This is a genomic window from Bifidobacterium sp. ESL0800 (assembly GCF_029395355.1).
GTDB lineage: Bacteria > Actinomycetota > Actinomycetes > Actinomycetales > Bifidobacteriaceae > Bifidobacterium.
Genome location: NZ_CP113913.1, coordinates 370,355 through 392,941 on the forward strand (window position 1 = coordinate 370,355; position 22,587 = coordinate 392,941).

18 protein-coding genes and 1 tRNA gene are annotated in these 22,587 nt (G+C 60.6%); 13 read left to right on the plus strand and 6 right to left on the minus strand.

The annotated features are described in order from the left end of the window. Window position 1 precedes the first annotated feature (1 nt). From recQ to OZX75_RS01590, 12 genes are all read left to right on the plus strand, one after another. The gene (gene recQ / locus OZX75_RS01535) at window positions 2-2,032 is read left to right on the plus strand and encodes a DNA helicase RecQ (protein WP_525930300.1); all 2,031 of its coding nucleotides are present in this window, start codon (window positions 2-4) and stop codon (window positions 2,030-2,032) included. 84 nt (window positions 2,033-2,116) lie between these two features. Then, the gene (locus OZX75_RS01540; RefSeq protein ID WP_277146503.1) at window positions 2,117-2,587 is read left to right on the plus strand and encodes an ASCH domain-containing protein; all 471 of its coding nucleotides are present in this window, start codon (window positions 2,117-2,119) and stop codon (window positions 2,585-2,587) included. Between the two features lie 250 nt (window positions 2,588-2,837). Next, window positions 2,838-4,118 (plus strand): HRDC domain-containing protein, encoded by a 1,281-nt coding sequence (locus OZX75_RS01545; RefSeq protein ID WP_277146504.1) that lies wholly within the window; start codon window positions 2,838-2,840, stop codon window positions 4,116-4,118. Between the two features lie 49 nt (window positions 4,119-4,167). Further along, a complete protein-coding gene (gene tig, locus OZX75_RS01550) occupies window positions 4,168-5,547 on the plus strand; it encodes a trigger factor (RefSeq protein ID WP_277146505.1) in 1,380 nt (459 codons plus the stop codon). Between the two features lie 415 nt (window positions 5,548-5,962). Beyond that, the gene (locus OZX75_RS01555; protein WP_277146506.1) at window positions 5,963-7,267 is read left to right on the plus strand and encodes a chloride channel protein; all 1,305 of its coding nucleotides are present in this window, start codon (window positions 5,963-5,965) and stop codon (window positions 7,265-7,267) included. 82 nt (window positions 7,268-7,349) lie between these two features. Then, entirely contained in the window at window positions 7,350-7,943 is a 594-nt protein-coding gene (locus OZX75_RS01560; protein ID WP_525930301.1) for a ClpP family protease, read from the plus strand. A gap of 4 nt (window positions 7,944-7,947) precedes the next feature. Further along, entirely contained in the window at window positions 7,948-8,619 is a 672-nt protein-coding gene (locus tag OZX75_RS01565) for an ATP-dependent Clp protease proteolytic subunit (RefSeq protein WP_277146508.1), read from the plus strand. Window positions 8,620-8,894: 275 nt separating this feature from the next. Further along, window positions 8,895-10,316: an ATP-dependent Clp protease ATP-binding subunit ClpX gene (gene clpX, locus OZX75_RS01570; RefSeq protein ID WP_277146509.1), complete on the plus strand. Its 1,422-nt coding sequence runs from the start codon at window positions 8,895-8,897 to the stop codon at window positions 10,314-10,316. Window positions 10,317-10,491: 175 nt separating this feature from the next. Next, window positions 10,492-10,568: transfer RNA gene (locus tag OZX75_RS01575), tRNA-Arg, on the plus strand. A gap of 159 nt (window positions 10,569-10,727) precedes the next feature. Beyond that, window positions 10,728-11,759 (plus strand): ABC transporter ATP-binding protein, encoded by a 1,032-nt coding sequence (locus OZX75_RS01580; RefSeq protein ID WP_277146510.1) that lies wholly within the window; start codon window positions 10,728-10,730, stop codon window positions 11,757-11,759. 3 nt (window positions 11,760-11,762) lie between these two features. Continuing rightward, entirely contained in the window at window positions 11,763-13,445 is a 1,683-nt protein-coding gene (locus OZX75_RS01585; protein ID WP_277146511.1) for an ABC transporter permease, read from the plus strand. Between the two features lie 162 nt (window positions 13,446-13,607). After that, on the plus strand, window positions 13,608-14,486 hold the full coding sequence (locus OZX75_RS01590) for an LOG family protein (RefSeq protein WP_277146512.1): 879 nt from the start codon (window positions 13,608-13,610) through the stop codon (window positions 14,484-14,486). A 9-nt stretch (window positions 14,487-14,495) separates the two neighbouring features. Here OZX75_RS01590 and OZX75_RS01595 read toward each other — a convergent pair whose 3' ends face one another. The 3 genes from OZX75_RS01595 to OZX75_RS01605 form a co-directional block, all read right to left on the minus strand. Further along, complete coding sequence (locus tag OZX75_RS01595; RefSeq protein WP_277146513.1) at window positions 14,496-15,140, minus strand: O-methyltransferase; 645 nt, start codon at window positions 15,138-15,140, stop codon at window positions 14,496-14,498. 114 nt (window positions 15,141-15,254) lie between these two features. After that, a complete protein-coding gene (locus OZX75_RS01600) occupies window positions 15,255-16,325 on the minus strand; it encodes a succinate dehydrogenase/fumarate reductase iron-sulfur subunit (RefSeq protein ID WP_277146514.1) in 1,071 nt (356 codons plus the stop codon). 100 nt (window positions 16,326-16,425) lie between these two features. After that, window positions 16,426-18,393 carry an FAD-binding protein gene (locus OZX75_RS01605; protein ID WP_277146515.1) on the minus strand — a complete coding sequence of 656 codons (1,968 nt, stop codon included), beginning with the start codon at window positions 18,391-18,393 and terminating at the stop codon, window positions 16,426-16,428. A 95-nt stretch (window positions 18,394-18,488) separates the two neighbouring features. On the opposite strand from OZX75_RS01605, the gene OZX75_RS01610 reads away from it, so the two are divergent. Continuing rightward, window positions 18,489-18,833: an MGMT family protein gene (locus OZX75_RS01610; protein WP_277146516.1), complete on the plus strand. Its 345-nt coding sequence runs from the start codon at window positions 18,489-18,491 to the stop codon at window positions 18,831-18,833. A gap of 59 nt (window positions 18,834-18,892) precedes the next feature. On the opposite strand, the gene OZX75_RS01615 is transcribed toward OZX75_RS01610, so the two are convergent. From OZX75_RS01615 to OZX75_RS08590, 3 genes are read right to left on the minus strand one after another with little or no spacing between them, the layout of a single operon-like run. After that, window positions 18,893-20,587 (minus strand): DNA-processing protein DprA, encoded by a 1,695-nt coding sequence (locus tag OZX75_RS01615; protein WP_277146517.1) that lies wholly within the window; start codon window positions 20,585-20,587, stop codon window positions 18,893-18,895. Next, window positions 20,584-22,116, minus strand: coding sequence for a YifB family Mg chelatase-like AAA ATPase (locus tag OZX75_RS01620; RefSeq protein ID WP_277146518.1), 1,533 nt, complete (start codon window positions 22,114-22,116; stop codon window positions 20,584-20,586). Before OZX75_RS01620 ends, OZX75_RS01615 begins: the two co-directional genes overlap by 4 nt. After that, window positions 22,116-22,484 carry a YraN family protein gene (locus OZX75_RS08590; protein WP_525930302.1) on the minus strand — a complete coding sequence of 123 codons (369 nt, stop codon included), beginning with the start codon at window positions 22,482-22,484 and terminating at the stop codon, window positions 22,116-22,118. The genes OZX75_RS01620 and OZX75_RS08590 overlap by 1 nt, the downstream gene beginning before the upstream one ends. Between the last annotated feature and the right edge of the window lie 103 nt (window positions 22,485-22,587).

Consider the following 22,587-nt stretch of genomic DNA (forward strand, 5'->3'; position numbering starts at 1 on the left):
TATGCAAGGGGATGCTGCGGGTGCGGCTGAGGCCAGACCAACTGCGGATAGTCGCAAATTCGACCAAGGCGATGTGCTTGCGGCGCTGAAGCGTTATTTCGGTTATGATTCGTTCCGTGAAGGGCAGGAGGATCTGGTCGATGCCATCCTCTCCGGCCATGACGTGCTGGGAGTCATGCCGACCGGTGCCGGCAAATCCATCTGCTATCAGGTGCCGGCCACGATGCTGCCGGGGCTGACCATCGTCATCTCGCCATTGATTTCGTTGATGCGTGACCAGGTGGACGTGCTGAATGACGCGGGCATCAAGTCGGCGTTCATCAACACCACGCAAGGGGCCGACGAGCAGGATATGGTGTTCGCGCAGGCCAGGCAAGGCGACGTGAAGATGCTGTATGTGGCACCGGAACGTTTGGAGACGCAGCGTTTCCGCGACTTCGCCTCGCAGGTGAACATCTCGCTGATTACGGTCGACGAGGCGCACTGCGTGTCGCAATGGGGGCAGGATTTCCGCTCGTCCTACTTGGGCATCGGCGAGTTCATCGACGGTTTGCCGGTGCGGCCGACCGTGGCCGCGTTCACGGCGACCGCGACCGAAAAAGTGCGTCGCGACATCGTGCGTCTTCTGCGGCTCAAGGCTCCCAAGGTCACGGTCACAGGCTTCGACCGGCCGAACCTCTATTTTGACATCATCAACATGCCCACCAAACGCAAGAATCTGTGGATTGCCGATTATGCGGGCAACCATGCCGACGAGTCGGGCATCGTCTATTGCGCTACCCGCAAGGAGACCGAGGCGCTGGCCGATGAGCTGAACCGCCACGGCATCGGGGCCGTGGCCTACCACGGTGGCATGTCCGCCGAGGCGCGCGAGGCGGCACAGCGTGATTTCGTCACCGACAAGGTGCCGGTGGTCGTGGCCACCAATGCTTTCGGCATGGGCATCGACAAGTCGAACGTCCGCTACGTCATCCACCACAACATGCCTGAGAGCATCGAGGCCTACTATCAGGAGGCCGGCAGGGCCGGGCGTGACGGGGAACCGGGACGGTGCACGTTGCTCTGGAACGAGTCGGACATCGTCACCCGGCGCAGGCTGCTGGACATGGATTCCGACAACGAGCGTATGAGCGAGGAGGAGCAGGCAATCGTCCGCCAGAACCACCGCCGACTCCTGAACGCGATGATCGGCTATTGCCGAACCACCGAGTGCCTGCATCGTTACATCGTCCGCTATTTCGCCGATCCGAACAACGTGAATGCCGCAGGGAATATCAAGGGAAACGACGAATCCGAATCAGGCACGAATGGGGCAGCCGACTCGGTGCCAGACAAATGCGGCAACTGCGCGAACTGCGAAAGCACGTTCGAGACCATCGATGTCTCGTCGGTGGCCCGTGCCGTCAGCCGTTGCGTCCATGATCTCAACCAGAGCTTCGGCATGGGCAAGATCGTCTCGGTGCTGCGTGGCTCGAAGGCGCAGGATCTCATCAGCCGCCGCCTGGACCAGGTGCCGAGCTACGGGGCGTTGCACGATGTCCCGGACGCCCGGATTCGCGATGTCATCAACCAGATGGCGACCGATGGCTACCTGTTCATCTCAGAGAGCAGGTTGCCGGTCGTGCGGTTCGGGGCGCGCGCCGGCGAGACCGTCAGTCCTGATTTCCACTATGAGATCAAGCGGATTCAACGCAAGAAGGCGATGGTCGATGCTTCCGGCAAAGCATTTGGCTCCTACGATGCCGATACCGCCAATGGCGCAGGGGCGTCTGGCTCGATGTCCGGATCGTTCGGTGACTACGAGCCGAGCGAGGAGGATGAGGCGTTGTTCCAGAAATTCCGCGAGCTGCGGCGCACCATCGCCCAGGAGATCGGCAAACCTCCCTATATCGTCTTCTCCGACAAGACGCTACGTGACATGGCCCGCATCAAACCGGTCACCGACGCGCAGTTCCTTGCAGTCAATGGCGTCGGAGAGAACAAGCTGCATCTTTATGGCCCTCGTTTCATGGATGTGGTGCGTTCGCAGTAACCGATAGACGTCATGGATATGGCGGGATATTGACAGTCAATTCAGCAATGGTGTCAACCAGAAAATCAAGAACGGAGAATGGCAATGAATGCTGAAGCAGAAATGAACGATAACGCGGATATCGATCTTGAAACCATTGATTTGGACACCCTTGAGCGCGATGAATATGCCTTCCCTGGTCCTTTGCGTGACCAGCTGGTTGAAGCGATACTGGAGGGGCGCAAAACCACGACGAGCTCGCTGCTTGCCGAGTACGAGCATGACCATGAACCGTTGCCGCAGGTCGGGAAGCTGGCTGTGGTGATCGATTCCGATGACAAACCGGCATGCGTGACTCGGCTGATGGAGGTCAAGATCGTCAAGTTGCGCGATATCACCGATGAGCATGCCCGAGGTGAGGGCGAGGAATACGACGATGCCGCCGGCTGGCGCAAGGCCCACGAACGGTTTTGGGGAAGCCCCGAGTTCCTCGAGGAGATAGGGGACGATTCGTTCACCGTGGACGACGACACCAAAGTGGTCTGCGAACGGTTCGCTGTCATTAAGCGGTTGTGAGTGGAGAGACATTCCAAGCATTGCTACTCAAAGAAAGACGGCAAAGAAGTCGCTTGTCGGAAGCGAGCGAAGCGTGTTTGACAGACTTCCGTTTCGAGAATAAACCGTATAGGCTCTGCTGCCCAAGGCTCGCGATATGGTGGACGCCGGATTTAGTGTATAGCGGTGTCCATCACGGTGAAAAGTCAGCAACGCTTAGGATTTGAGGTGTGGCGTTAAGGCTGCGTGAAGGCGGAGTAGGAGTTCGGTTTTGAGCGAGCCACGGTTGCAGTCTGAGCCACGTGGGGGCGTCCCCGAGGTCATTGATACCCTCGACGGATTCCATGAAGCCTGCGACAGGCTGGCCGCGGGCAGCGGTTCGCTGGCTGCCGACGCCGAGCGCGCCTCGGGCTATCGCTATGGCCACGAGGATTGGCTGGTCCAATTCAAACGTACCGGCTCCGGCATCGTCCTTTTTGACCCGATAGCGCTCAACGAGGTCGGCGTGGACTGGAATGAGTTCAACAAGGCCGTTGGCGACGCGACATGGATTATTCATGATTCGTTGCAGGACCTGCCCGGATTCACCGATTTGGGCATGAAGGTGCATGCGCTCTTCGACACCGAGATCGCGGCGAGGCTGCTTGGTCTCAAACGTTTCGGCCTGGCCGCCGTCACCGAGCATTACCTTGGCATCACGCTCGCCAAGGAGCATTCCGCGGCCGACTGGTCGTACCGGCCGTTGCCGCGTGACTGGCGCAATTACGCCGCGCTTGATGTGGAGCTGTTGATCGAGCTCGAGCAGCATATGCGCGCCGACCTCAAAAAAGCCGACAAGTCCGAATGGGCCGAGGAAGAATTCGACCACGCGCTCGCCCAAGGGACAGGACCTCAGCCGGGGCATCCGGTGCCGTGGATGCGCATCTCCCATTTCACCGTGCTTGGCCATGACAGACGCGGCCAGGCCGTAGCCAAGGCGCTCTGGGAAAAGCGTGACGAACTCGCCCGCGCCGATGACATCGCACCGACGTTGCTCTTAAGCGACGCGGCCATCATCGAGGCGGCGCAGAAGAAGCCGCACAACACCCGCCAGTTCCGCGCCATCCGCAGCCTGAACGAACGTGTGCGCATCCACATGGGCAACGAGCAGGACAAGATGTTCGAGCGTTACGCGCCCATCCAGCGCTCGATACGGCCCAATGTGTGGAAGGAAACCATCCAGGAGGCCCTCGAGCTCAAGCCCAAGGACTGGCCGGAACCGCCGGCGCCGCCGCGAGAAGAGCAGGTCAATGCGCCGCGTTCCATGAAATATTGGTCGGTACATCATCCCGACCGGTTCGCACGTCTCAAGAAGGTGCGAGCCGTCATCTCCCAGATTGCGCAGGATACCAATACTCCGCATGACGTGCTCATCAAACCGCAGATTATTCGCAACCTTTGCTGGCGCGACGATGCGGCCGATCTCGACATCGCGGAATTTCTGCGCGAGCAGGGTGCCAGAAAATGGCAGATTGCGCTTATTGCAGAGTCCGTGAGGCGCGTTATTATATGAGGGTTGCCTTTAGGCAGGAATAGTAGGAATAATCGTCAGGAGCACTAGCGTGAAAATCAGCGTGAGGAATCTCGAGCCCACCAAGGTGAAGCTCACCGTCACCGTCGATCCGGAAGAGTTCGACCCGTATCTTGTTGAGGCCCGCAAGGAGATCGCCAAGCAGATCAGCGTCCCGGGCTTCCGCAAGGGCCACGTACCCGGCAAGATCATCGACCAGCGCGTCGGTTTCGGCGCCGTCGCCGGTGAAGCCGTCAACAGCGCGGTCCCGGAGCTCTACTCCAAGGCCCTCGAGGAGAAGAAGATCCGCCCGATGGCTCAGCCGGAGCTCGATGTCAAGGAATTGCCGACCAGCGAAAAGGATGACACCAAGGTGAAGTTCATCGCCACCGTCGAGCGCCGCCCGGAAATCGAGCTGCCGAAGCTCGACGGCATGACCCTCGATGTTGCCAAGGCCGAGGTCACCGATGAGGACGTCGACAAGCGCCTCGACAACCTTCGTCAGCGTTTCGGCACCCTCGTGGGCGTCGATCGCCCGGCTAAGAAGGGTGATTTCGCCAATATCGACCTCACCGCCTCCATCGACGGCGAAGACGTCGATTCCCAGGAAGGCGTGAGCTACGAGCTCGGCAGCGGCAAGCTGCTCGACGGCATTGATGAAGCGCTCGACGGCCTGTCCGCAGGCGAGGAGACCACCTTCGAAGGCACGCTGGAAAGCGGCGACCACGAAGGCGAGAAAGCCCAGATCAAGGTCAAGGTCAATTCCGTCAAGGCCGAAGAGCTGCCGAAGCTCGACGACGACTTCGCTCAGGAAGCCTCTGAGTTCGACACCTTGGATGAGCTCAAGGCAGACATCAAGAAGCAGTGCGAGCGTGACGGCGAAGGCAAGCAGGCCAACGAGGCCCGCGATGCGTTCCTCGACGCCCTGAAGAAGGACGTGGAGATCCCGCTGCCCAAGGGCGTTCGTGACGAGATGATCGAAGACCACCTGAAGCAGGTCACGGCCGACCCGAAGAAGGCCACAGACGAGCAGAAGAAGGAAGCCGAAGAGGCCACCGACAAGGAGCTCAAGGACCAGATCGTGCTCGACACCCTCGCTGAGCAGCTCGACGTCAAGGTCTCGCAGATGGACGTCACCAACTTCCTCGCCTCCATCGCCCAGCAGTACGGCATGGATCCGAGTGCTTTCATCAACGCGATCGTTCAGAACGGCCAGCTCGGCTCCGCCGTCCAGGAAGTCGGCCGTTCCAAGGGCCTCTTGGCCGGCATGCGCGCCGTCAAGTTCACCTGCGACGGCAAGGATCTCGATCTGACCCCGTTCCTTGGCGATGACGAAGCCGCCGAGGATGCCGAAGAGAACGAAAGCGTCGAGGCCGCGTCCGCCGCTGCCGCCGTAGCCGACGAGCTCAGCGATCACGACAAGGCCGAGTGAGTCTTTGCCGTCTGATTTGACTGTCTGATGTGGGGTGTGGAAGAATTCTTCTACACCCCACATTTTCATATTTTCTTTAGATATGTTTTTATAAAGTTAAAGATAATCTCGTCATTTTATTGCTCTTGGTGACACCAAGAACCCCATTTTTTGCAGATTAGATCTTGATTTGCTGATTAAACGCCATCTTGGTGCACCAAGACCCTGGTTTTTTGAAGATTGCGACTTGATTCTTAATAAAAAGGGTAACTTGGTGGCACCAACATGATGGAATCTTGAGGAATTGTTGGTAATGACCGTTTAGGATGTCCGCGAGATGATGTTTGCTACCATTACGTCAGATTAATTTGCCTGCTCAAAATTGGATATGGGATTAAAGCCGCAACAGAGGTGATGGTATTGGAGAGGAACGTCGATGAGAATGATTGACGGGCGTCGTCGTAAGATTTGGGTTTTAGCGACGGTTTTCCTGCTGGGCGGTGCTGTCGGCGTGAGTTCCGGGCTGCTTGGTGTCATGCTCAGTGGCGTCGAACGGCTGATGCTGGGGTATGTCGAGAATCCGCAGAATCCGAGTCCGTATCAGGTGGTGCCGTGGCGGCGCGTTGCCTCGGTCGTGGCCGGATCCGTGTTCGCAGCGATCGTCTGGTGGCTGCTGCGCACCAAAACCACCAAGGTGCCGTCGGTCAAGAAGGCCGTCGCGGGTGAGCGCATGCCGGCTTGGCAGACCACGGTGCATGTGCTGCTTCAGATTTTCATTGTCGGCGCCGGTTCGTCGGTCGGCCGCGAGGTGGCCCCACGCGAGTTCGGGGCGATGCTGGGTCAACGCTTCTCCGGTCTTTTTCATTTGGACGCAAAGGACCGGACGATGGTCGTAGGCTGTGCGGCCGCAGCCGGACTTGCCGGAGTCTATGATGCTCCGCTCGCCGGTGCGTTCTTTGCCATTGAGATTCTTTTGGCCGACGTCGGCATCGAGACCGTCGGCATGGCTCTGGGCACTTCGGTGGTTTCGGCCTATGTCGCCTCTTTGATTCGCGGACGTGACACGTTCTACGGCATGGCCGCGATGGGCAAGGCCGTGGTGCCGACATGGACACTGTCTCTCTTTGCTGTGCTCGCCGGTGTGGTCTGCGGCTTTGCCGGAGCGATGTTTCGCAAGGGCTCGCAGTGGGCCGAAGGAAACAAACCCAAAGGTGCCGGCATTCTCTGGATGATGCCGCTGGCCGCCTTGGCGACGGGTGTCGTTGCGATATGGCTGCCGCAGATCATGGGCAACGGCCGCTCGGTGGCACAATACGCCTTTGCCTGCGTGGCAGACAAGGCCGGCGGTCTGATACCGGTTCTGCTGGCTTTGTTGGTTGCGAAAGCCGTGCTGACGCTGGGTACCATCCGTGCAGGGGCATCCGGTGGCGTCTTGCAACCTGGTATCTCTCTGGGCGCCACCCTCGGTGCGTTGCTTGGTTTCGCATGGATATTGATCAGTCCGCATGACACGATCACCGCATGCGCCCTCGTGGGGGCCACCGCGCTGTTGGCGGCCTCCCAGCAGGCTCCTCTGATGGCGATGTGTCTGGTGATGGAACTGACCCGCGCGCCGATGGCGTTTTTCGTACCGGTGGGCATCGGCGTCGCGGTCTCGGCTTTGGTTTCCAAGGTTTTCTTGGATGCTCTGAAACGCCGTGTTTCCAGCGCTGAGCGCAAAACAAGAAAAAGTGTCGTATAAGTGCGGGTAATATCGTAAACGGTAATAAACACGTGAATATCAAGGAGATACGGTGGCAGGATTGCTGACATCTACGCCGTCGATGGACGAAGGGGATTCGGCCCCGTCCATGACGGACCCGATTTTCAATAGGTTGCTCAAGGAACGCATCATCTGGCTTGGCGATGAGGTCAAGGATTCCAATGCCAACGTCATTTGCGCACAGATGCTGATGCTTGCGGCCGAGGATCCGAAGAAAGACATCTGGCTTTATATCAATTCGCCCGGCGGCTCCGTGACCGCAGGCATGGCCATTTACGACACCATGCAGCTCATCGAGCCCGACGTGGCGACCGTGGCCGTGGGCATGGCGGCTTCCATGGCCCAGTTCCTGCTTTCCAGCGGTACCAAGGGCAAGCGTTTCGCTACTTCGCACACGCGCATTCTGATGCACCAGCCTTCGGGCGGCATCGGCGGCACGGCCACCGACGTGCGCATCAACGCCGAGCTGATCATGGATATGAAGAAGACCATGTCGCAGCTCACCGCCGACCAGACCGGGCACACCTTGGAAGAGATCTACCGCGACAACGAGTACGATCACTGGTTCACCGCCCAGCAGGCGCTGGACTACGGGTTCTTCGACAAGATCGTGACCACACCAGGCAGCATGCGCACAGCGAAGGCAGGGGAGTGAACAGATGGCAAGTGAAGAAGCGAAGTTTGTAGCTCGTGCCGAGCGTCTCGCCGGCCCGCGTGGCGTGGCAGGGTTCAGGCCTGAAAGCCGTTACGTGATGCCGCAGTTCAGCGAGAAGACGCCCTACGGTATGAAGACGCAGGACGCCTACAGCCGCCTGTTCGAAGACCGCATCATCTTCATGGGCGTGCAGGTCGACGACACCTCAGCCGACGACATCATGGCCCAGCTCTTGGTCCTGGAGAGCCAGGACCCCAACCGCGACGTGATGATGTACATCAACTCGCCCGGCGGCTCGATGACCGCGATGACGGCCATCTACGACACGATGCAATACATCAAGCCGGATGTGCAGACCGTCTGTCTCGGTCAGGCCGCCTCGGCCGCCGCGGTGATTCTCGCCGCAGGCACCAAGGGCAAACGTCTGATGCTGCCCAACGCGCGCGTCTTGATCCACCAGCCCGCCATCGATCAGGGCGCCGGCAAGGCCACCGAGATCGAGATCCAGGCCAAGGAGATGCTGCGCATGCGCGAATGGCTCGAGAACACGCTGGCCAAGCACACCGGCCAGTCCGCCGAGCGCATCCGCAAGGACATCGAGGTCGACACCTTCCTGACGGCCCCCGAGGCCAAGGAATACGGCATGGTCGACGAGGTGCTCGCCAACCGCAAGTAATCTCGTGGCAGATCGCAGATAACTTGCAAAATAGCTTGCAAGTAACTCGCGCTTCTCTTGAGGCCACGGCTTCGTCAGGTAGACAAATCGGTTGATTTGGTAACGATACCCTTCACGTTCGCGCGTGAGGGGTATCGTCGTATACGGACCAGTTGGAAGAGCGTCGATTGCCGTTTGGTGTGTTGCTGCATTGGTGCGGCACGCAAACGGCTTTGGCGTAACGGGCGTCACCGTGTCAAAAGGCACGGGAGCGCGAATGCGTGTAAGGAGAAGGCATGGGCGACGTGGTGGATTATAACGACTCCATCCCGCGCTGCGGGTTCTGCGGCAAAAGCGAGCGTCAGGTGCGTAAGCTCGTCACCGGCCAGGGTGCGGCGATCTGCGACGAGTGCATCGCCCAATGCGTCGACCTGATCAACGACGACAATGACAAGGACGTCAAGATCAACGCGCTGAATCTGCCCAAGCCTTCCGAGATCTACGCCTATCTCGACCAGTATGTGGTCGGCCAGCCACAGGCCAAGCGCACCCTTTCCGTAGCCGTCTACAACCATTACAAGCGCGTGAATATGGAAATGGGCGAGGGTGTTCATGGCTCCGGGGCCGGCATGGGCAAGGCCGCTGCGGCTTCGGGTGCGTCGCATAGGTCTGGCACTGCAGAGGATGCCAAGGCAGGTCCCGGGAGGCGTTCCGGCAGACGGGTGGCCGATCCACTGGCAGACGTGCAAGTGGCCAAATCCAATATTCTCCTGCTGGGTCCGACCGGCGTCGGCAAGACCTATCTGGCTCAGACGCTGGCCCGGGTGATGAACGTGCCGTTCGTCATCGTCGACGCCACCACCTTGACCGAGGCCGGATACATCGGCGACGACGTGGAAAGTGTGCTGCAACGGCTTCTGCAGGCCGCTGACGGTGACGTGGAACGTGCCCAACACGGCATCGTCTATATCGATGAGATCGACAAGATCGCCCGAAAAAGCGGCGAAAGCGCCTCTCTGACCCGCGATGTAAACGGGGAGGGTGTGCAGCAGGCGTTGCTGAAAATCCTTGAAGGCACCATCGCCTCGGTGCCGCTGGAGGGCGAAGGCACGCGCAAGCACCGCGACCAGAACACCGTCAAAATGGATACACGTGACATCCTCTTCATCTGCGGCGGCGCGTTCGTCGGCCTCGACGCGATCGTGCGCAAGCGGCTCGGGGCGCGCGAGAGCGGCTTTACCGCGACGTTCGATGAGCGGGACGAGAGCACAGCCGACCTGCTGCGGCAGGTCGACGCGGACGATCTGGGCGATTTCGGTCTGCTTCCGGAGTTCATCGGGCGTCTGCCCGTGGTCAGCGTGCTTGACGAACTCACCGAGCAGGACCTGCGCGACATCCTCGTGCGTCCGGCCAATGCGTTGGTCAAGCAATACCGCAAGCTGTTCGCCGTCGACGGGGTCAAACTGACGTTTACCGATCAGGCGATCGCCGCCATCGCCGCCAAGGCCATCAGGGAAGGCACCGGTGCACGCGGACTGCGTTCGATCATCGAAAAGACGCTGGAGGAGACGATGTTCCAGCTGCCGGAGATGGATGACGTAGAACAGGTCATCGTCGACGCCACGGCGGTCAACGGCGAGGGCGTGCCGAAGATGGTCGTCTCGTCGGCAACGGCCGGGCGTTCGTCGCGCCGGGGCAAGATACACGCGTTTGGTTAAAGACGTGCAGTGGCGCGCGAGACGGCAAGGCTTTCGTCCGGGGCAAGATACACGCGTTTGGTCAAAAACGTGCAGGGCAGTCTCTTTACCGGGGTTGGCACGACACGCCATGCTTGCGCGAATCGGCAACCTACGTTATATTAGATGAGTTGTCAAAAACAAGGTTCTTGACACTGCGCACGTAGCCCAATGGATTAGAGCAGCTGACTACGGATCAGCAGGTTACAGGTTCGAATCCTGCCGTGCGCACCATTCAAATCCGCGAAATCGCAAGGTTTCGCGGTTTTTCATTTCTTGGCGAGATGCTTATCGGCCTATAACCCGCAATATTGATTGCTTTTGTCTAATCTGCAGGGTGTCCTGTATCCTTTGAAGAGAACGAAGATGTCGTGATGAGCGAAGGATGAGACGATGGACGAGGCTGCATCGGCGGTGGGCTACGGACGGAATTCCAACGATACCGAAGCAATGGCGGTGTCGATACAGGGGCTGGTGAAGCGCTTCGGCGACAAGACGGCCGTCGACAGCCTTTCGCTTGATATTCCCGTCGGTTCGTTCTACGGTCTGGTCGGGCCCAACGGGGCGGGCAAGACCACGACGCTCAACATGGTCACCGGGCTTCTGATGCCCGACGGCGGGACGATTAGCATTCTCGGTTTCGATGTGTGGAGCGACGTCAACCGGGCCAAGCGGTCCATCGGCGTGATGCCTCAGGCCGACCAGATCTTCAACCGGCTCACCGGCCGGCAATTGCTGATCTATTCCGGCATGCTGCGAGGGATGAAGCGCGCCGAAGTCGCCAAGCGTGCCGACGACCTGCTGCGGGCCTTTGACCTGGCCGAGGCGGGCGACAAGATGGTTTCGGGTTATTCGGCCGGCATGACCAAGAAAATCTGCCTCGGGACGGCGATGATCGCCAGTCCGCGCATCCTTGTGCTCGACGAGCCGTTCGAGTCCGTAGACCCCGTGTCCAGCGCGAATCTGAAGGACGTGCTGGCCGAGTATGCGGCCACGGGCGGCACGGTCATCATCTCCTCGCACGTCATGGCTCTGGTCGAGAAGATGTGCACGCACGTTGCCGTCATCGACCACGGGCGTGTGCGCGCGGCCGGCACCGTCGCGCAGGTCGAGGCAGGAGAGGATTTGGAGGACCGGTTCCTCTATTTGGTCGGCGGTCGGCACGGCGCCGCGCACCTCGATTGGCTCGACGGCGGCGGCAACGGTGCTGCGGCCAGTTCAGCGAGCATGGTGAACCCAGCTGGTCAGGCAAACGTCGCTGGTCATATCAATCCAAACGGCCATGCCGGTTCCGCTGGTCAGATTGCTCCAACCAACTTCGCCAGTCGAGATAAATCAGGTAATCCTGCCGGTTCGAGCCCGGCCAATCCCTGCCTGGCCAACTCGGTCAACCCCAATCCAGCAGGCCCCAACCCGGAGGCGTGAACGATGGGCGAGATAGCAACCATGGTGCGCCTGAAGTGGGCGCTGACGTGGGCGACGATGCGCAAGTCGGCTTGGCAGACAATCAGTTTCGTCCTGACCGCGCTGATCGCTCTGGCCCTTGTCGTCGGTGTCGGCATCTTCGCCTGGCGGTTCGGCCCGGACCCGCATGTGCCGGGCGACATGGCTCCGGTGGACGCGATGCGCTTCGCCATGGTCCTGCTTGGCTCGTTGCTGACGTTGATGGTGGTCATGCTGCAGGCGATGATGATCGGCGGCGGCACGGCGATGGGTGTCAGGCGTTTTGCGCTGTTCGGCATTGAAGACAAAACGTTGCAGACCGGTCTTATCGCCTCGAGCATGGCCGGTATTCCGGCGATTGCAGGTATGGTGGCGCTCGCCGAATGGGCGATGGCCTACCGCCGGCTCGGCGAGGGAATGGTTGTCGCCGCGCTCGTGTCGGCGCCTCTGGCCATCCTGACCATCTGCATGCTCGGCCGTATGGTCACCTCGCTGCTCGACGCCCTGGTGCGAACAAAGCACGGCCAGGCGGTGCTCTATATCGTCATGTTTCTGATTTTCCTGGCCATCGTCGAAATCCCGGCCATGCTGGGTGGCGGAGCGGCGGGCGGAAGCCTGTCCGAGAACGGAAGCGTCGAAATCACTGCTGGGACGGAAGCGCAGATCTCCGCCGCGATGCGTTCGTTGTCCGACGTGACGGCGGTGCTTTCCTTCACGCCTCTGGCCGCGGCCTTCGCGCTGCCTTTCGACGTGGCGAGCGGGGCGTGGGGCGCGCTGCTGTGCCGTCTGGTCGTGCTTGCGGCGACATGGGTGCTCTGTTTTGCGGTCGGTTTGTGGTGCCTGAAGCACGAGCGGCTGATGTCCGGCAGCGACGACAGCCACTCCGCCACGATCAAAGGCATCGGGGCGTTCGGCTGGATGCCGGATTCGCCGTCCGGCGCGGTGTCGGCACGATTGGTCACCTATCTGCGGCATGACCCCCGTCAATTCATGTTCCTGCTGATGCCGCTGCTGTTTGCGGTCATCATGCTCGTGACCGCCCACGGCCACGCCCTTGCCGCTTTTCCTGCCCTTATCCTCGCCGGCCTGTTTATGAATTTCGTCGAGAGCAACGGCTTGGCCTACGACGGACAGGGATTCGCCATGCAGGTATTGGCCGGGTTGAAGGGCTGCGACGACAGGCGCGGCCGTGTGCGCGTCTACGCAGTCTTTTCGCTGGTGTATCTGGCCTTGATCGCCTTGGTGCTGATGGTGTTCACCGGCAGCTGGGCCAACGCCGGTGACTGGCGGCAGATGTCCGTCTTCTTCGGTTTCGGCGTCGCCTTCGACCTGGTGGGGCTCGGTGTCGCGGAGGTCATGTCGTGCATGGCCATCTATCCGGTGCCGTCGATCGACAAGCCGTTTGTCACGCCGCAGGGCCGTGCGCTTGCGCAGCTCGTGATGCCGCTGCTGTATATGCTTCTGGTGGTCGTGCTGGTGCTGCCCAGCGGGCTGATGATGCTGATCCCGTTCTCGCGGTTCTGGCCGTTCTGGGCCTTGGGCGTCTGCGCCGTCATCGACGGGGTGGTGGTATTGGCCGTCGGCACATGGCTGGGCGGCAAGCTGCTCGGCCGTCGTCAGTTGAAGGTATTGGCGACACTCGATTCGATGGCGACGTTGCAGCAATGAAAACGCGTCATGATCCGCGCTTGATGATTCGTCATAGGGCTTGAAAGCTGGGATCGGCGTGATTCAGTGGTACTTCATGCAATAGACGCTGTGGACTCGGATATGCGTTCGGGAGGTTGCGATAGCCTGAAAACGCTTGATATTCAGAGGAATGAGGCATGTATGGGGCAGACAGAAGGCAAACAATCACCGCTGGGCGAGACGCATCGCAGCGGGTCGGTGCTGATGCGCGGGTCGATGATTCCCGAGCAGACCCCGGATCAGGCGCTCCTGTCGTATCCTGATGGCGAAGACGATCATGGGCAGACGGACGAAAACGATACTGTTGTTACGTCAGGTACGGCCAATCAGGCTTGCAACGACGGGAATATCTCGAAGGCCGCTTCACGCGTGGCGAAAGCTCGTGGCGGCAAGGATTGGCGGCATGGCGATCCCTGGCGAGTGCTGCGCATCCAGTCGGAATTCGTGGAGGGCTTCGATGCACTCGCGGACCTGGGTCGGGCGTTGTGCGTGTTCGGTTCGGCGCGCGTCAAGGAGAACGAGCCGGAATACCGTCAGGCCATGCGCATGGGCGAGATGGCCGCGCAAAGTGGGATCACGGTCATTACCGGCGGCGGCCCGGGCATCATGGAGGCCGCCAACCGTGGGGCGGCTGAGGCCGGCGGCGTCTCGGTCGGGCTCGGCATCGAGTTGCCGCATGAGGAGGGACTCAACCAATGGGTGAACCTCGGGATGAACTTCCGTTACTTCTTCGTGCGCAAGATGATGTTCGTCAAATATTCTTCGGCGCTGATCGTCTGCCCGGGCGGCTTCGGCACGCTCGACGAGATGTTCGAGATCCTGACGCTGGTGCAGACCGGCAAGACCTCGCCCAAGCCGGTGGTGCTCTTCGACACCCAGTATTGGAAGGGCCTGTTCGACTGGGTGCGCGGGCCGATGCTCGAGCGTGGGCTGATTGCGGAAGAGGACCTCAAAAAGGTTCAGTTCACCGATGACCCCGAAGAGGCGGTGATGCTGGCAATCGGTGGAATGACGAAATAAATGACGGCTTCAACGTTTTGCGGCAATCAACATGCCGGTTCCCGTCGGTGTAAGCGTCGCTTCGAAACGATCGTCGTCCTCGACGTTGGTGAGCAGTGCGAGCATGGCCTCCGCCTTGCCATTATCGGGATAGGCCAGGCCCGACATATCCGTGAAAATGATTCTGCCGCCGGTTTTCAGCAGATTGGCCGCCTCCGCGAAGGAAGGCTCATAGTTCGAGGCAACGCCGGAGACGACGATGAGGTCGTAGGTTCCGGCATTCAGACGGGGAAGGAAAACGGCCGGAGAGGTATTGACCGCACGTAACGTGGTGCGGTTTTCCGCAGAGTCCGAGATATCGGCGAAGAGGCTGCGGATCATCGTGATGCCACGCGCCGAGGAATCCACTGCCGTCAGCTGCCCGGCGCCGCCCAGGCCTTCCACCAGTTGCAGCGCTTCGACGATCGAGCCGGTGCCGATGCTGATGATGGAGGTCGCGTTCAGGCTGCGGGTGATGAAACGCAGCAGATTGGCCTGTGCGGCGGAACCTTGAGGGAGTTTGGCTTTTTCGGCGTCGGCACGGGCCTTGCGCAGCACGTCGTTTTCTTCGCTTAATGCATGGGTTTCCGCAAATTCCCAAACCTTGGCCATATTGGTGTATGTTGTCTTGTTCATCTTCCACCCTGCACTTCTGCTGTCATCGGCACGTATAGCACCATCGATTACCGATTTTATGATACGGCTAGCAATCGCCAAAGCGGAATCACGATGAGGCGGGAGGGGGATTGATCACCGGCCCTGTCGGCTTTTGACACGTTCCGTAAGCTGCCACATCTCTTCGCCCACGTCGATGCCGCGGGGGCATTCGCGGCTGCAGGCGCGCACGGATTGGCAGGCGGCGATGCCGTCGGCGGTGGCGATGTCATCGAGCCGCTGATTGGTGGCCTCATCGCGCGAATCGCTGATGAAGCGGGAGGCGGCGATCAGCGCTGCCGGGCCGATGAACGCCTCGCCGCCGGCGTAGACCGGGCAGCTACCTTCGCACACGCCGCACGAGATGCAATTGCTTAAGAGTTCATAGCGTTTCAGCTCTTCGGGATTTTGCAGGTATTCGAACATGTCGATCTTGCCGTCTTCGGTGGTGGCCAGCTTGCCGTCGGCCTTAAGATAGGGCTCGAGCTTTTTGATCTGGTTCATCATCTGGTCGATGTCGACGATGAGGTCGCGGAGCACCGGAAAGCCGGGCAGCGGCGCGATTTCGATGACAGCGAGGCCAGAGGTATTGTCGTGGTTTTCTGTGGAGTTGCCCAAAGTATCGGGGTTGTTCGAACCGCTTGGACGTTGATTGGCATCTTTTGGTTGGTTACCGTTCTCGGAAGCCTTTTTAGTATTGAGGTCGATAACGGGTTTGCCGGTTGTTTGTTCTACGTCTCCGGTCCGGCGAAACCCGTCACCGGCTGTTGCTTTCGCCATGTTTTGGTTCGATTTCGGCTTGGCGTATTCCTCGACTTTGGCGGTGCAGAGCAGCGTCGGCGTACCGTTGATGGACACTGCATCGGAGCCGCAGATACCGTGGCCGCACGAATAGCGGAAGGCCAGCGTCGGATCGAGGTCGCGTTTGATGGCGAGCAGGCAGTCGAGTACGGTCTGCCCGGCATGCGTCTCGATGGTGTAATCCTGCGTGAAATGCCGGCCGCGGATACGGCGTCGTGAAGGTGAGGGGCCGAACGGGCTGCCGCCTCGTGCCTTGCCTCCGAACGGGCTCGAAGAATGGCGGCGTGCGTGCTCGGGTCCCGATTTCGGGGTGAACCGATGGATTCGGATGGTCACCGTTGTGCTGTGTATTGCATCTTCACTCATTGCCGCTGCCTTCATCGTTGCTTCCGTCTGCCAGTCTGCCACGAACCGTGGCCTGCAGGACGTAGGGACTTCGGATGGATTATTGGATTCGTCGCCTTGGTCAGTAGGCTCGCGATTTCGGCGGCATGTCAACGATATGGACCGGCTGCCAGAAAACGTCGCCTGTGGCGTCGGCCATGGAATGGGCAAGGAAATGCTCGTCGTCGCGCTGCGGGAAATCGGTACGGGCGAAGGCGCCACGAGACTCGTGCCTCGCGGCCGAGGCGTCGAGCATCGCCTGGGCCAGCTCGATGAGGTTGCCGACCTCCCATATCGCCGTGAGTTCCTGGTTGAAGGCGGTGGCGCTTGAATGGGTGCGGAGGGCCTTGGCTCGGGGCAGCAGTTGTTCGGCGATGATGTGCTGCGCCTCGGCGATGCTCTTGGCGTCGCAACGCACCGCCACCGCATGCTCCATGGTCGTGCCGAGGTCGGCCAGCAGCCGATAAGGATTATCGCGGCCGGCATCCGGTTCATGGTCGGAAACATCCGTCGTGGAAGATGAAGCGGCTTCGCCTTCGGGCAGTGAGATGGACGCGGATACGTTGCTAGCAACTCCGGTGGTTCCAGCAAGATCATCGTCAGTGGATGATGTCAATAACGTTTTGATTGACGACTGACGTTTGTCGGCCGCCAGTTGCGTAGTATTCCGGTTTTCGCTATCGCAGGATTGTTCGTCGCTGCTGCCGGTATCGTTCGCTTCGTCGCCGATGGCCTGGGCGATGGATTCGCCGGCGCGGGTGCCGAACAGGCAGGCGTCGAGCAGGCTGTTGCCGCCCAAGCGGTTCGCGCCGTGGACGCTGACGCACGAGCATTCGCCGGCCGCATACAGGCTTTCGACGATATCACGTTTGCCGTCGCGCCACTGGTAGACCTGACCGTCGGTGGTGATGGGAATGCCGCCCATGGTGTAATGCGCCGTCGGCTTGACCGCCACCCAGTCCCGGCTCGGGTCCAATCCCGCGTAGTCACGGATGGTTTCGACCACTTGGGGTAGCACGTCCAGCATATGCGCCTTGTCGATGCCGGTCATGTCCAGCCACACGCAGTCTTTCGGGCCATTCGGTTCCTTCGGGTCGGCTACGCCTCGTCCTGCGTCGACCTCGGCCATGATGGAACGGCTGACCACATCGCGTGCCGCCAGATCCTTGTGCTCCGGGGCGTAACGGGCCATGAAGGCCTCTCCGTCGGCGTTGCGTAGGATGCCGCCTTCGCCGCGGGAGGCTTCGGAAAGCAGGATGCCGGTGTGGGCGAGACCGGTGGGGTGGAATTGCACGAATTCGCAATCCTCAAGCTGCAGTCCGGCCTTGAGTGCCAACGCCATACCATCTCCGGTCAGATCCCAGGAGTTCGAGGTCGTGTGGAAGAGTCTTCCGGCTCCGCCGCTCGCCATGAGGACGTTACGGGAGGCGATGGGGTGGGTCTTGCCGGTGTGGGTGTCGAATGCGACCACGCCGCAGGCCCGATCCTTGGCATCGTTCAAGACCAGATCGGTGACGTACCATTCCTCGGCGAACTGTACTCCTGCGCCGATGCACTGCTGCCACAGCGCGTAGAGGATCTGGTGACCGATCCGGTCGGCCGCATAAGCCGCTCGTTTTATCGGCGCCTTACCATAATCCTTGGTATGTCCGCCGAATTTGCGCTGGGCGATATGCCCATCCGGTGTACGCGAGAACGCTACGCCGCTGCGTTCGAGATTGATGACGGTCTGCGGGGCATATTGCGCCAGTATCTTCGCTGCGTCCTGATCGACCAGCCAATCGCCGCCCTTGACGGTGTCGTAATAATGCCAGTGCCAGTCATCGTGCTCGATGTTGCCGAGGCTCGCCGCGATGCCGCCCTCAGCGCTACCGGTATGCGAGCGCAACGCCTGCAGTTTCGAGATCACCAGAAGTTTCGGGCGATGGCCCTTGGCGGCCATTTCCTTGATCTTGTCGTTTCGTAAAATTCCCAGTGCCGCCGACAATCCGGCCGCCCCTGCACCGATGATCACCGCGTCGTACATGTCTTCAACTTGCTCTGGACTCATACCCCCGATTATGGCACAAGGCCAGCAAGAGCATATTGCAGGAACGTGGTAGGTGAGCTCTTCCCAAACGGGAGTGGCACTCGTACCATGGGGGTATGAGCGAATCTTTCAATGCACGTGTCTACGATGTCGTCAAGCGCATACCCGAAGGCAAGGTGGCCACGTACGGCCAGGTGGCGGCGCTCGCGGGCAATCCGCGCAACGCCAGGTTCGTGGGCTATGCGTTGCATTCCAATCCTGAGCCGGGCGTGATTCCGTGCCATCGTGTCGTCTTTCGCGACGGTTCGCTGGCTCCGGGATTCGCGTTCGGCGGTCCTGACCGTCAGCGGGCGTTGCTTGAGGACGAAGGCGTGTCGTTCCTGCCTCCTGCGCCGAAACATGAAAACGCCGGTGAAGAGGGTTGGGTCGTCGATCTGAAGCGTTGCCAGTGGCAGCGCTGACGCTTTCTCGTGCGGTTTGATGTGATCGCATGTGTCGCCCTTTCGTTCGCTGTGCTGGACTAATCGGTCGGGCGCCGCCTTGGGCTTTTGGCGCTGTGGGTGACGATATGCACGGTGCCTGCTTCCAGACGTAGCATTCCGTAGAGTTCCATTTCACCGAGTTCGCCTTCGAGCCTTCCGATATTCCACGATTCGAGTTTTGGTGCCGCGCCATCGGCAGAGCCTCGTGTCTCGGCCCGATGTCTGCCGGCAGGACGGTGCGTGTTGAGCATCGCAAGGATGGTCTCATGTGTGGCCGCGCCGCCTTGTCTGCGGCAACGACGGATGGCGGTCAGCACCTCCTGTTGGGCGGAGGTCGGTTCTCTCGCGGATGTCGCAGTGTGAGACGCGGTCTGCTCGGGCCCGTCATGCTTGTTCGCGGTGCTTTTCTGCACGGAAAGAAGGATCTTGGCGCCGCCCGGCAAGGGGACCTGACTGGGAGGGCATTCCCGGCCGCCGCTCGGATGGCCGGATTGGCATTGCTGGTGATCCAAGACTCCATGGTTTTCCTTTCCGCTTTCGGCAACGGGTTCGATTGCCGGCGCCGCTGTTTGGCTTTCTGTCGTGGCATTGTTTTCTGTGATCGGATGCTTCGTTTCGTCGTACAAGGTGAGCGGGGCATGGCCTTCATGGCAGATCTCGTCGACGGCGTTGACCGAGGTGAGGATGGTGGCGCGATGGTCTCGGATCAGCCAATTGCAGCCGGTGTTGCCGGGGATGTTGATATTGCCCGGAGCCGCATAGACCTCCCGTCCCAGCTCTGCCGCCCAATTGGCCGTATTGAGCGCTCCCGAGCGACTGCGTGCCTGGGCGACGACGACTGTGGAGGCCAGGCCTGCGATGATGCGGTTGCGCAACAGGAACCGTCGTGCCTCGGGGATGGTGTTCGGGCACAACTCGCTGATCAGAGCCCCGCCGTTGGCTTTGATGCGCTCGAACAGGGGTTGGTTGCGTTCGGGGCCGATATGGTTGAGACCTCCGGCGAACACCGCTACGGTTCGTCCGCTTTGTTCTGCGCCGATGCCGCTCATGGCGTCGAGTGCGCCCCAATGCGCCGCGGCGTCGATGCCGAATGCGCCTCCGGACACCACAAGGTGCCCTTGTTCTGCAGCCTTTTTCGCAACGGTTCTGGCCACGTATCGTCCGTAATCGTCGGCACCGCGCGAGCCGACAACGGCCAGTGGCTGCGGGCAGCTGGTCAACGCCGCCGGGTCGCCGACGCCCCATAGGCACAGCGGTGAGGCCCAGTCTTTTCTGATGGAAAGGTCGTCGAGCTGAGTCGGCCAGTAGGGGCTGGCCGGTCCGATGATCCACTGTGACCCGCCTTGCGTGAAAAAGTCCCGAAGCTCCTTTTCGGCGTTTGAAGGCAGCTGGTGCAGGCGTTCCCGCCAGCGTTCCAGCCCGTGGTGGAATGAGCTCATGCCTCGTGCGTTGACTTTTCGTCCCCATTTGGCGGTTCCGATGGCGAAGACCTCATCGAGCCGGTTGCGGTTGGCAGTGCCGCCTTTCTCATCGGCGATCAGGTGCAGGGCGGTGACGGCATCGCCGGCCCCTTTGATGGTAGCGAATAGCAGCGCGTCGGCGCTGTCGATGCAGAACGTCAGGATGGCCCGGGCCAGCGTATCGTCGTCGACGGCTGGTGTGCCGGTTGTCTTTCTTCCCGTTGCCGTAGCGGATGATGTATCAACAGCTGTCTGTGCGATTGTGTCCATCATGATTCCTTCGTTCGCAAGGCGATGCCCTGCATCATCTCTTCACGGCCCGGTGAAGGCTTGCCGCCCAGATCCGCAAGAGTCCATGCCAGCCGCAGCGTCCGGTCGGCCCCACGCAGACTCAGCCGCTCGTTTTCCAACGCTTGGTCGATGAGGGTGAGAGCTGCCTCCGAGGTGTTCTTGCGCAGCCACGTTCCTGAGGCCTGCGCGTTGCAGGTCCAGTGATAGGCGGCGAAACGCTCCTGTGCTGCGTGGCGGGCATCGGTGACTTTGCGCCGCATCTGCTCGCTGGTGGTCTGCGGTTGTGAGCTCTGCGTCATCAGGTGCTCCACCGGCGGGACTTCGACCTGGATATCGATGCGGTCGAGAATCGGGCCGGAAAGCCTTGAAAAATAGCGGATGCGGTCTTTCTCCTTGCAGGTACAGCGCGAACCGTCGCCGTATCCGTACCCGCAAGGGCAGGGGTTGGCGGCCATGATCAACTGGAAATTGGCGGGATAGTAGGTGGTCCCTTTGGAGCGCGAAAGTGCTACATAACCGGATTCCAGAGGCTCTCGTAGCGTTTGCAACGAACGCGGGGAGAATTCCGGTGCCTCGTCCATGAACAGCACTCCGCGATGGGCGCGAGTGATGGCCCCAGGGGTGGCGATGCCCGAACCGCCGCCGACCAGTGACGCCGTGGAGGCCGTGTGGTGCGGAGCCTCGAACGGAGGCACGTCGCTGATCCCGTAGTTGGGCAAGGTTCCACACAACGAGCGTATCGAAGCCACTTCGAGCTGTTCCTGCTCATTCAACGGGCACATGATGCCGGGCATACGCGAGGCGAGCATGGTCTTGCCTGAGCCGGGAGGCCCGGTCATCAGCAGATGATGGCCGCCGGCGGCTGCCACTTCAAGTGCCCATTTGGTTCGTTCCTGCCCGATGACTTCGGCCATGTCTCCGACCGATGGAGCAAGGTTTTCGTCTTCGCTGATTGGCTGATCGTCGGGGATACGGGTTTCGCTGATCCGGTATTTCGCTTCGCCTCCCATCAGTTCGATGAGTTCGCCCAAGTGACGGATACCGATGACGCTGAGGCCCTCGATAAGCTCGGCTTCCTCGACATTGCGCTGTGGCACGATGATCTGATCGATGCCGTGTTCCCGAGCGTACAGGGCGATGGGCAGCACCCCGGTGACCGGCAGCACCGAGCCGTCAAGGTTGAGTTCGCCGAGTACTACGGTGTCGGCCAGACAGTCGTGGGGGATGACGCCGGCTGCGCTCAGCACGGAAACGGCGATGGCCGTGTCGTGCGAAGAGCCGCGTTTGGGCAGGGATGCGGGGGAGAGATTGACCGTCACACGCGTCTCGGGCCAGTTGAACCCGCTGGCTTGGCAGGCGGACTTCACCCGTTCGCGCGCTTCGCTCAGCGAGGCATCCGGCAGGCCGATGATGGAGAAATAGGGCAATCCCGGCGAGATGAAGGCCTGCATCTGGATGGCGTTGGCCTTGAGCCCCACCAGTCCGACCGACATCGCCGTCCCGATGGCCATCAGAATGCCCCCGGTATGTGCTGGACCCTAGGGCGGTTGCCTTGAAGGAGGATCGACATGGCGTCAAAGCGGATGCCGGACCGCCGTATCGATTTTCCGGGTCCTGCGAGCCACAGGGAGGCAGCGTGATGAAGATTGGCCTGCTTATGTGGAGTGATGGCCTCCTGCGGGGTGCCGTATCGCTGTGTCCGCCGCGTTTTCACCTCGACGAACACCACGATGTGCTCGGGGGCCATCATGATGATGTCGAGCTCGCCGAACCGCGTGCTCCAGTTGCGGGCCAGGACGTGCCAGCCGAGTTGCGCCAGCCATGCCGCCGCATACTGCTCGCCGATGGTTCCAAGCTGCTTGGCCGAAAGATCGGGCATGGCCAGTTGCTCTTCGAGCTGTGCCAGCAGGCCTTCCGAGGAGAGGTCGTCGAGATCGGTGCCACACCCGAAACAAGTGGCCGATCGATTCTTCTGTGCTGCT

Excerpts from the sequence above, each read along its gene's own strand:
- recQ (WP_525930300.1), top strand. The coding sequence starts at position 2 with ATGCAAGGGGATGCTGCGGGTGCGGCTGAGGCCAGACCAACTGCGGAT.
- OZX75_RS01540 (WP_277146503.1), top strand. The coding sequence starts at position 2,117 with ATGAATGCTGAAGCAGAAATGAACGATAACGCGGATATCGATCTTGAA.
- OZX75_RS01555 (WP_277146506.1), top strand. The coding sequence starts at position 5,963 with ATGAGAATGATTGACGGGCGTCGTCGTAAGATTTGGGTTTTAGCGACG.
- OZX75_RS01560 (WP_525930301.1), top strand. The coding sequence starts at position 7,350 with ATGGACGAAGGGGATTCGGCCCCGTCCATGACGGACCCGATTTTCAAT.
- OZX75_RS01565 (WP_277146508.1), top strand. The coding sequence starts at position 7,948 with ATGGCAAGTGAAGAAGCGAAGTTTGTAGCTCGTGCCGAGCGTCTCGCC.
- clpX (WP_277146509.1), top strand. The coding sequence starts at position 8,895 with ATGGGCGACGTGGTGGATTATAACGACTCCATCCCGCGCTGCGGGTTC.
- OZX75_RS01580 (WP_277146510.1), top strand. The coding sequence starts at position 10,728 with ATGGACGAGGCTGCATCGGCGGTGGGCTACGGACGGAATTCCAACGAT.
- OZX75_RS01585 (WP_277146511.1), top strand. The coding sequence starts at position 11,763 with ATGGGCGAGATAGCAACCATGGTGCGCCTGAAGTGGGCGCTGACGTGG.
- OZX75_RS01590 (WP_277146512.1), top strand. The coding sequence starts at position 13,608 with ATGGGGCAGACAGAAGGCAAACAATCACCGCTGGGCGAGACGCATCGC.
- OZX75_RS01595 (WP_277146513.1), bottom strand. The coding sequence starts at position 15,140 with ATGAACAAGACAACATACACCAATATGGCCAAGGTTTGGGAATTTGCG.
- OZX75_RS01600 (WP_277146514.1), bottom strand. The coding sequence starts at position 16,325 with ATGAGTGAAGATGCAATACACAGCACAACGGTGACCATCCGAATCCAT.
- OZX75_RS01605 (WP_277146515.1), bottom strand. The coding sequence starts at position 18,393 with ATGAGTCCAGAGCAAGTTGAAGACATGTACGACGCGGTGATCATCGGT.
- OZX75_RS01610 (WP_277146516.1), top strand. The coding sequence starts at position 18,489 with ATGAGCGAATCTTTCAATGCACGTGTCTACGATGTCGTCAAGCGCATA.
- OZX75_RS01615 (WP_277146517.1), bottom strand. The coding sequence starts at position 20,587 with ATGATGGACACAATCGCACAGACAGCTGTTGATACATCATCCGCTACG.
- OZX75_RS01620 (WP_277146518.1), bottom strand. The coding sequence starts at position 22,116 with ATGGCCATCGGGACGGCGATGTCGGTCGGACTGGTGGGGCTCAAGGCC.
- OZX75_RS08590 (WP_525930302.1), bottom strand. The coding sequence starts at position 22,484 with ATGCCCGATCTTTCGGCCAAGCAGCTTGGAACCATCGGCGAGCAGTAT.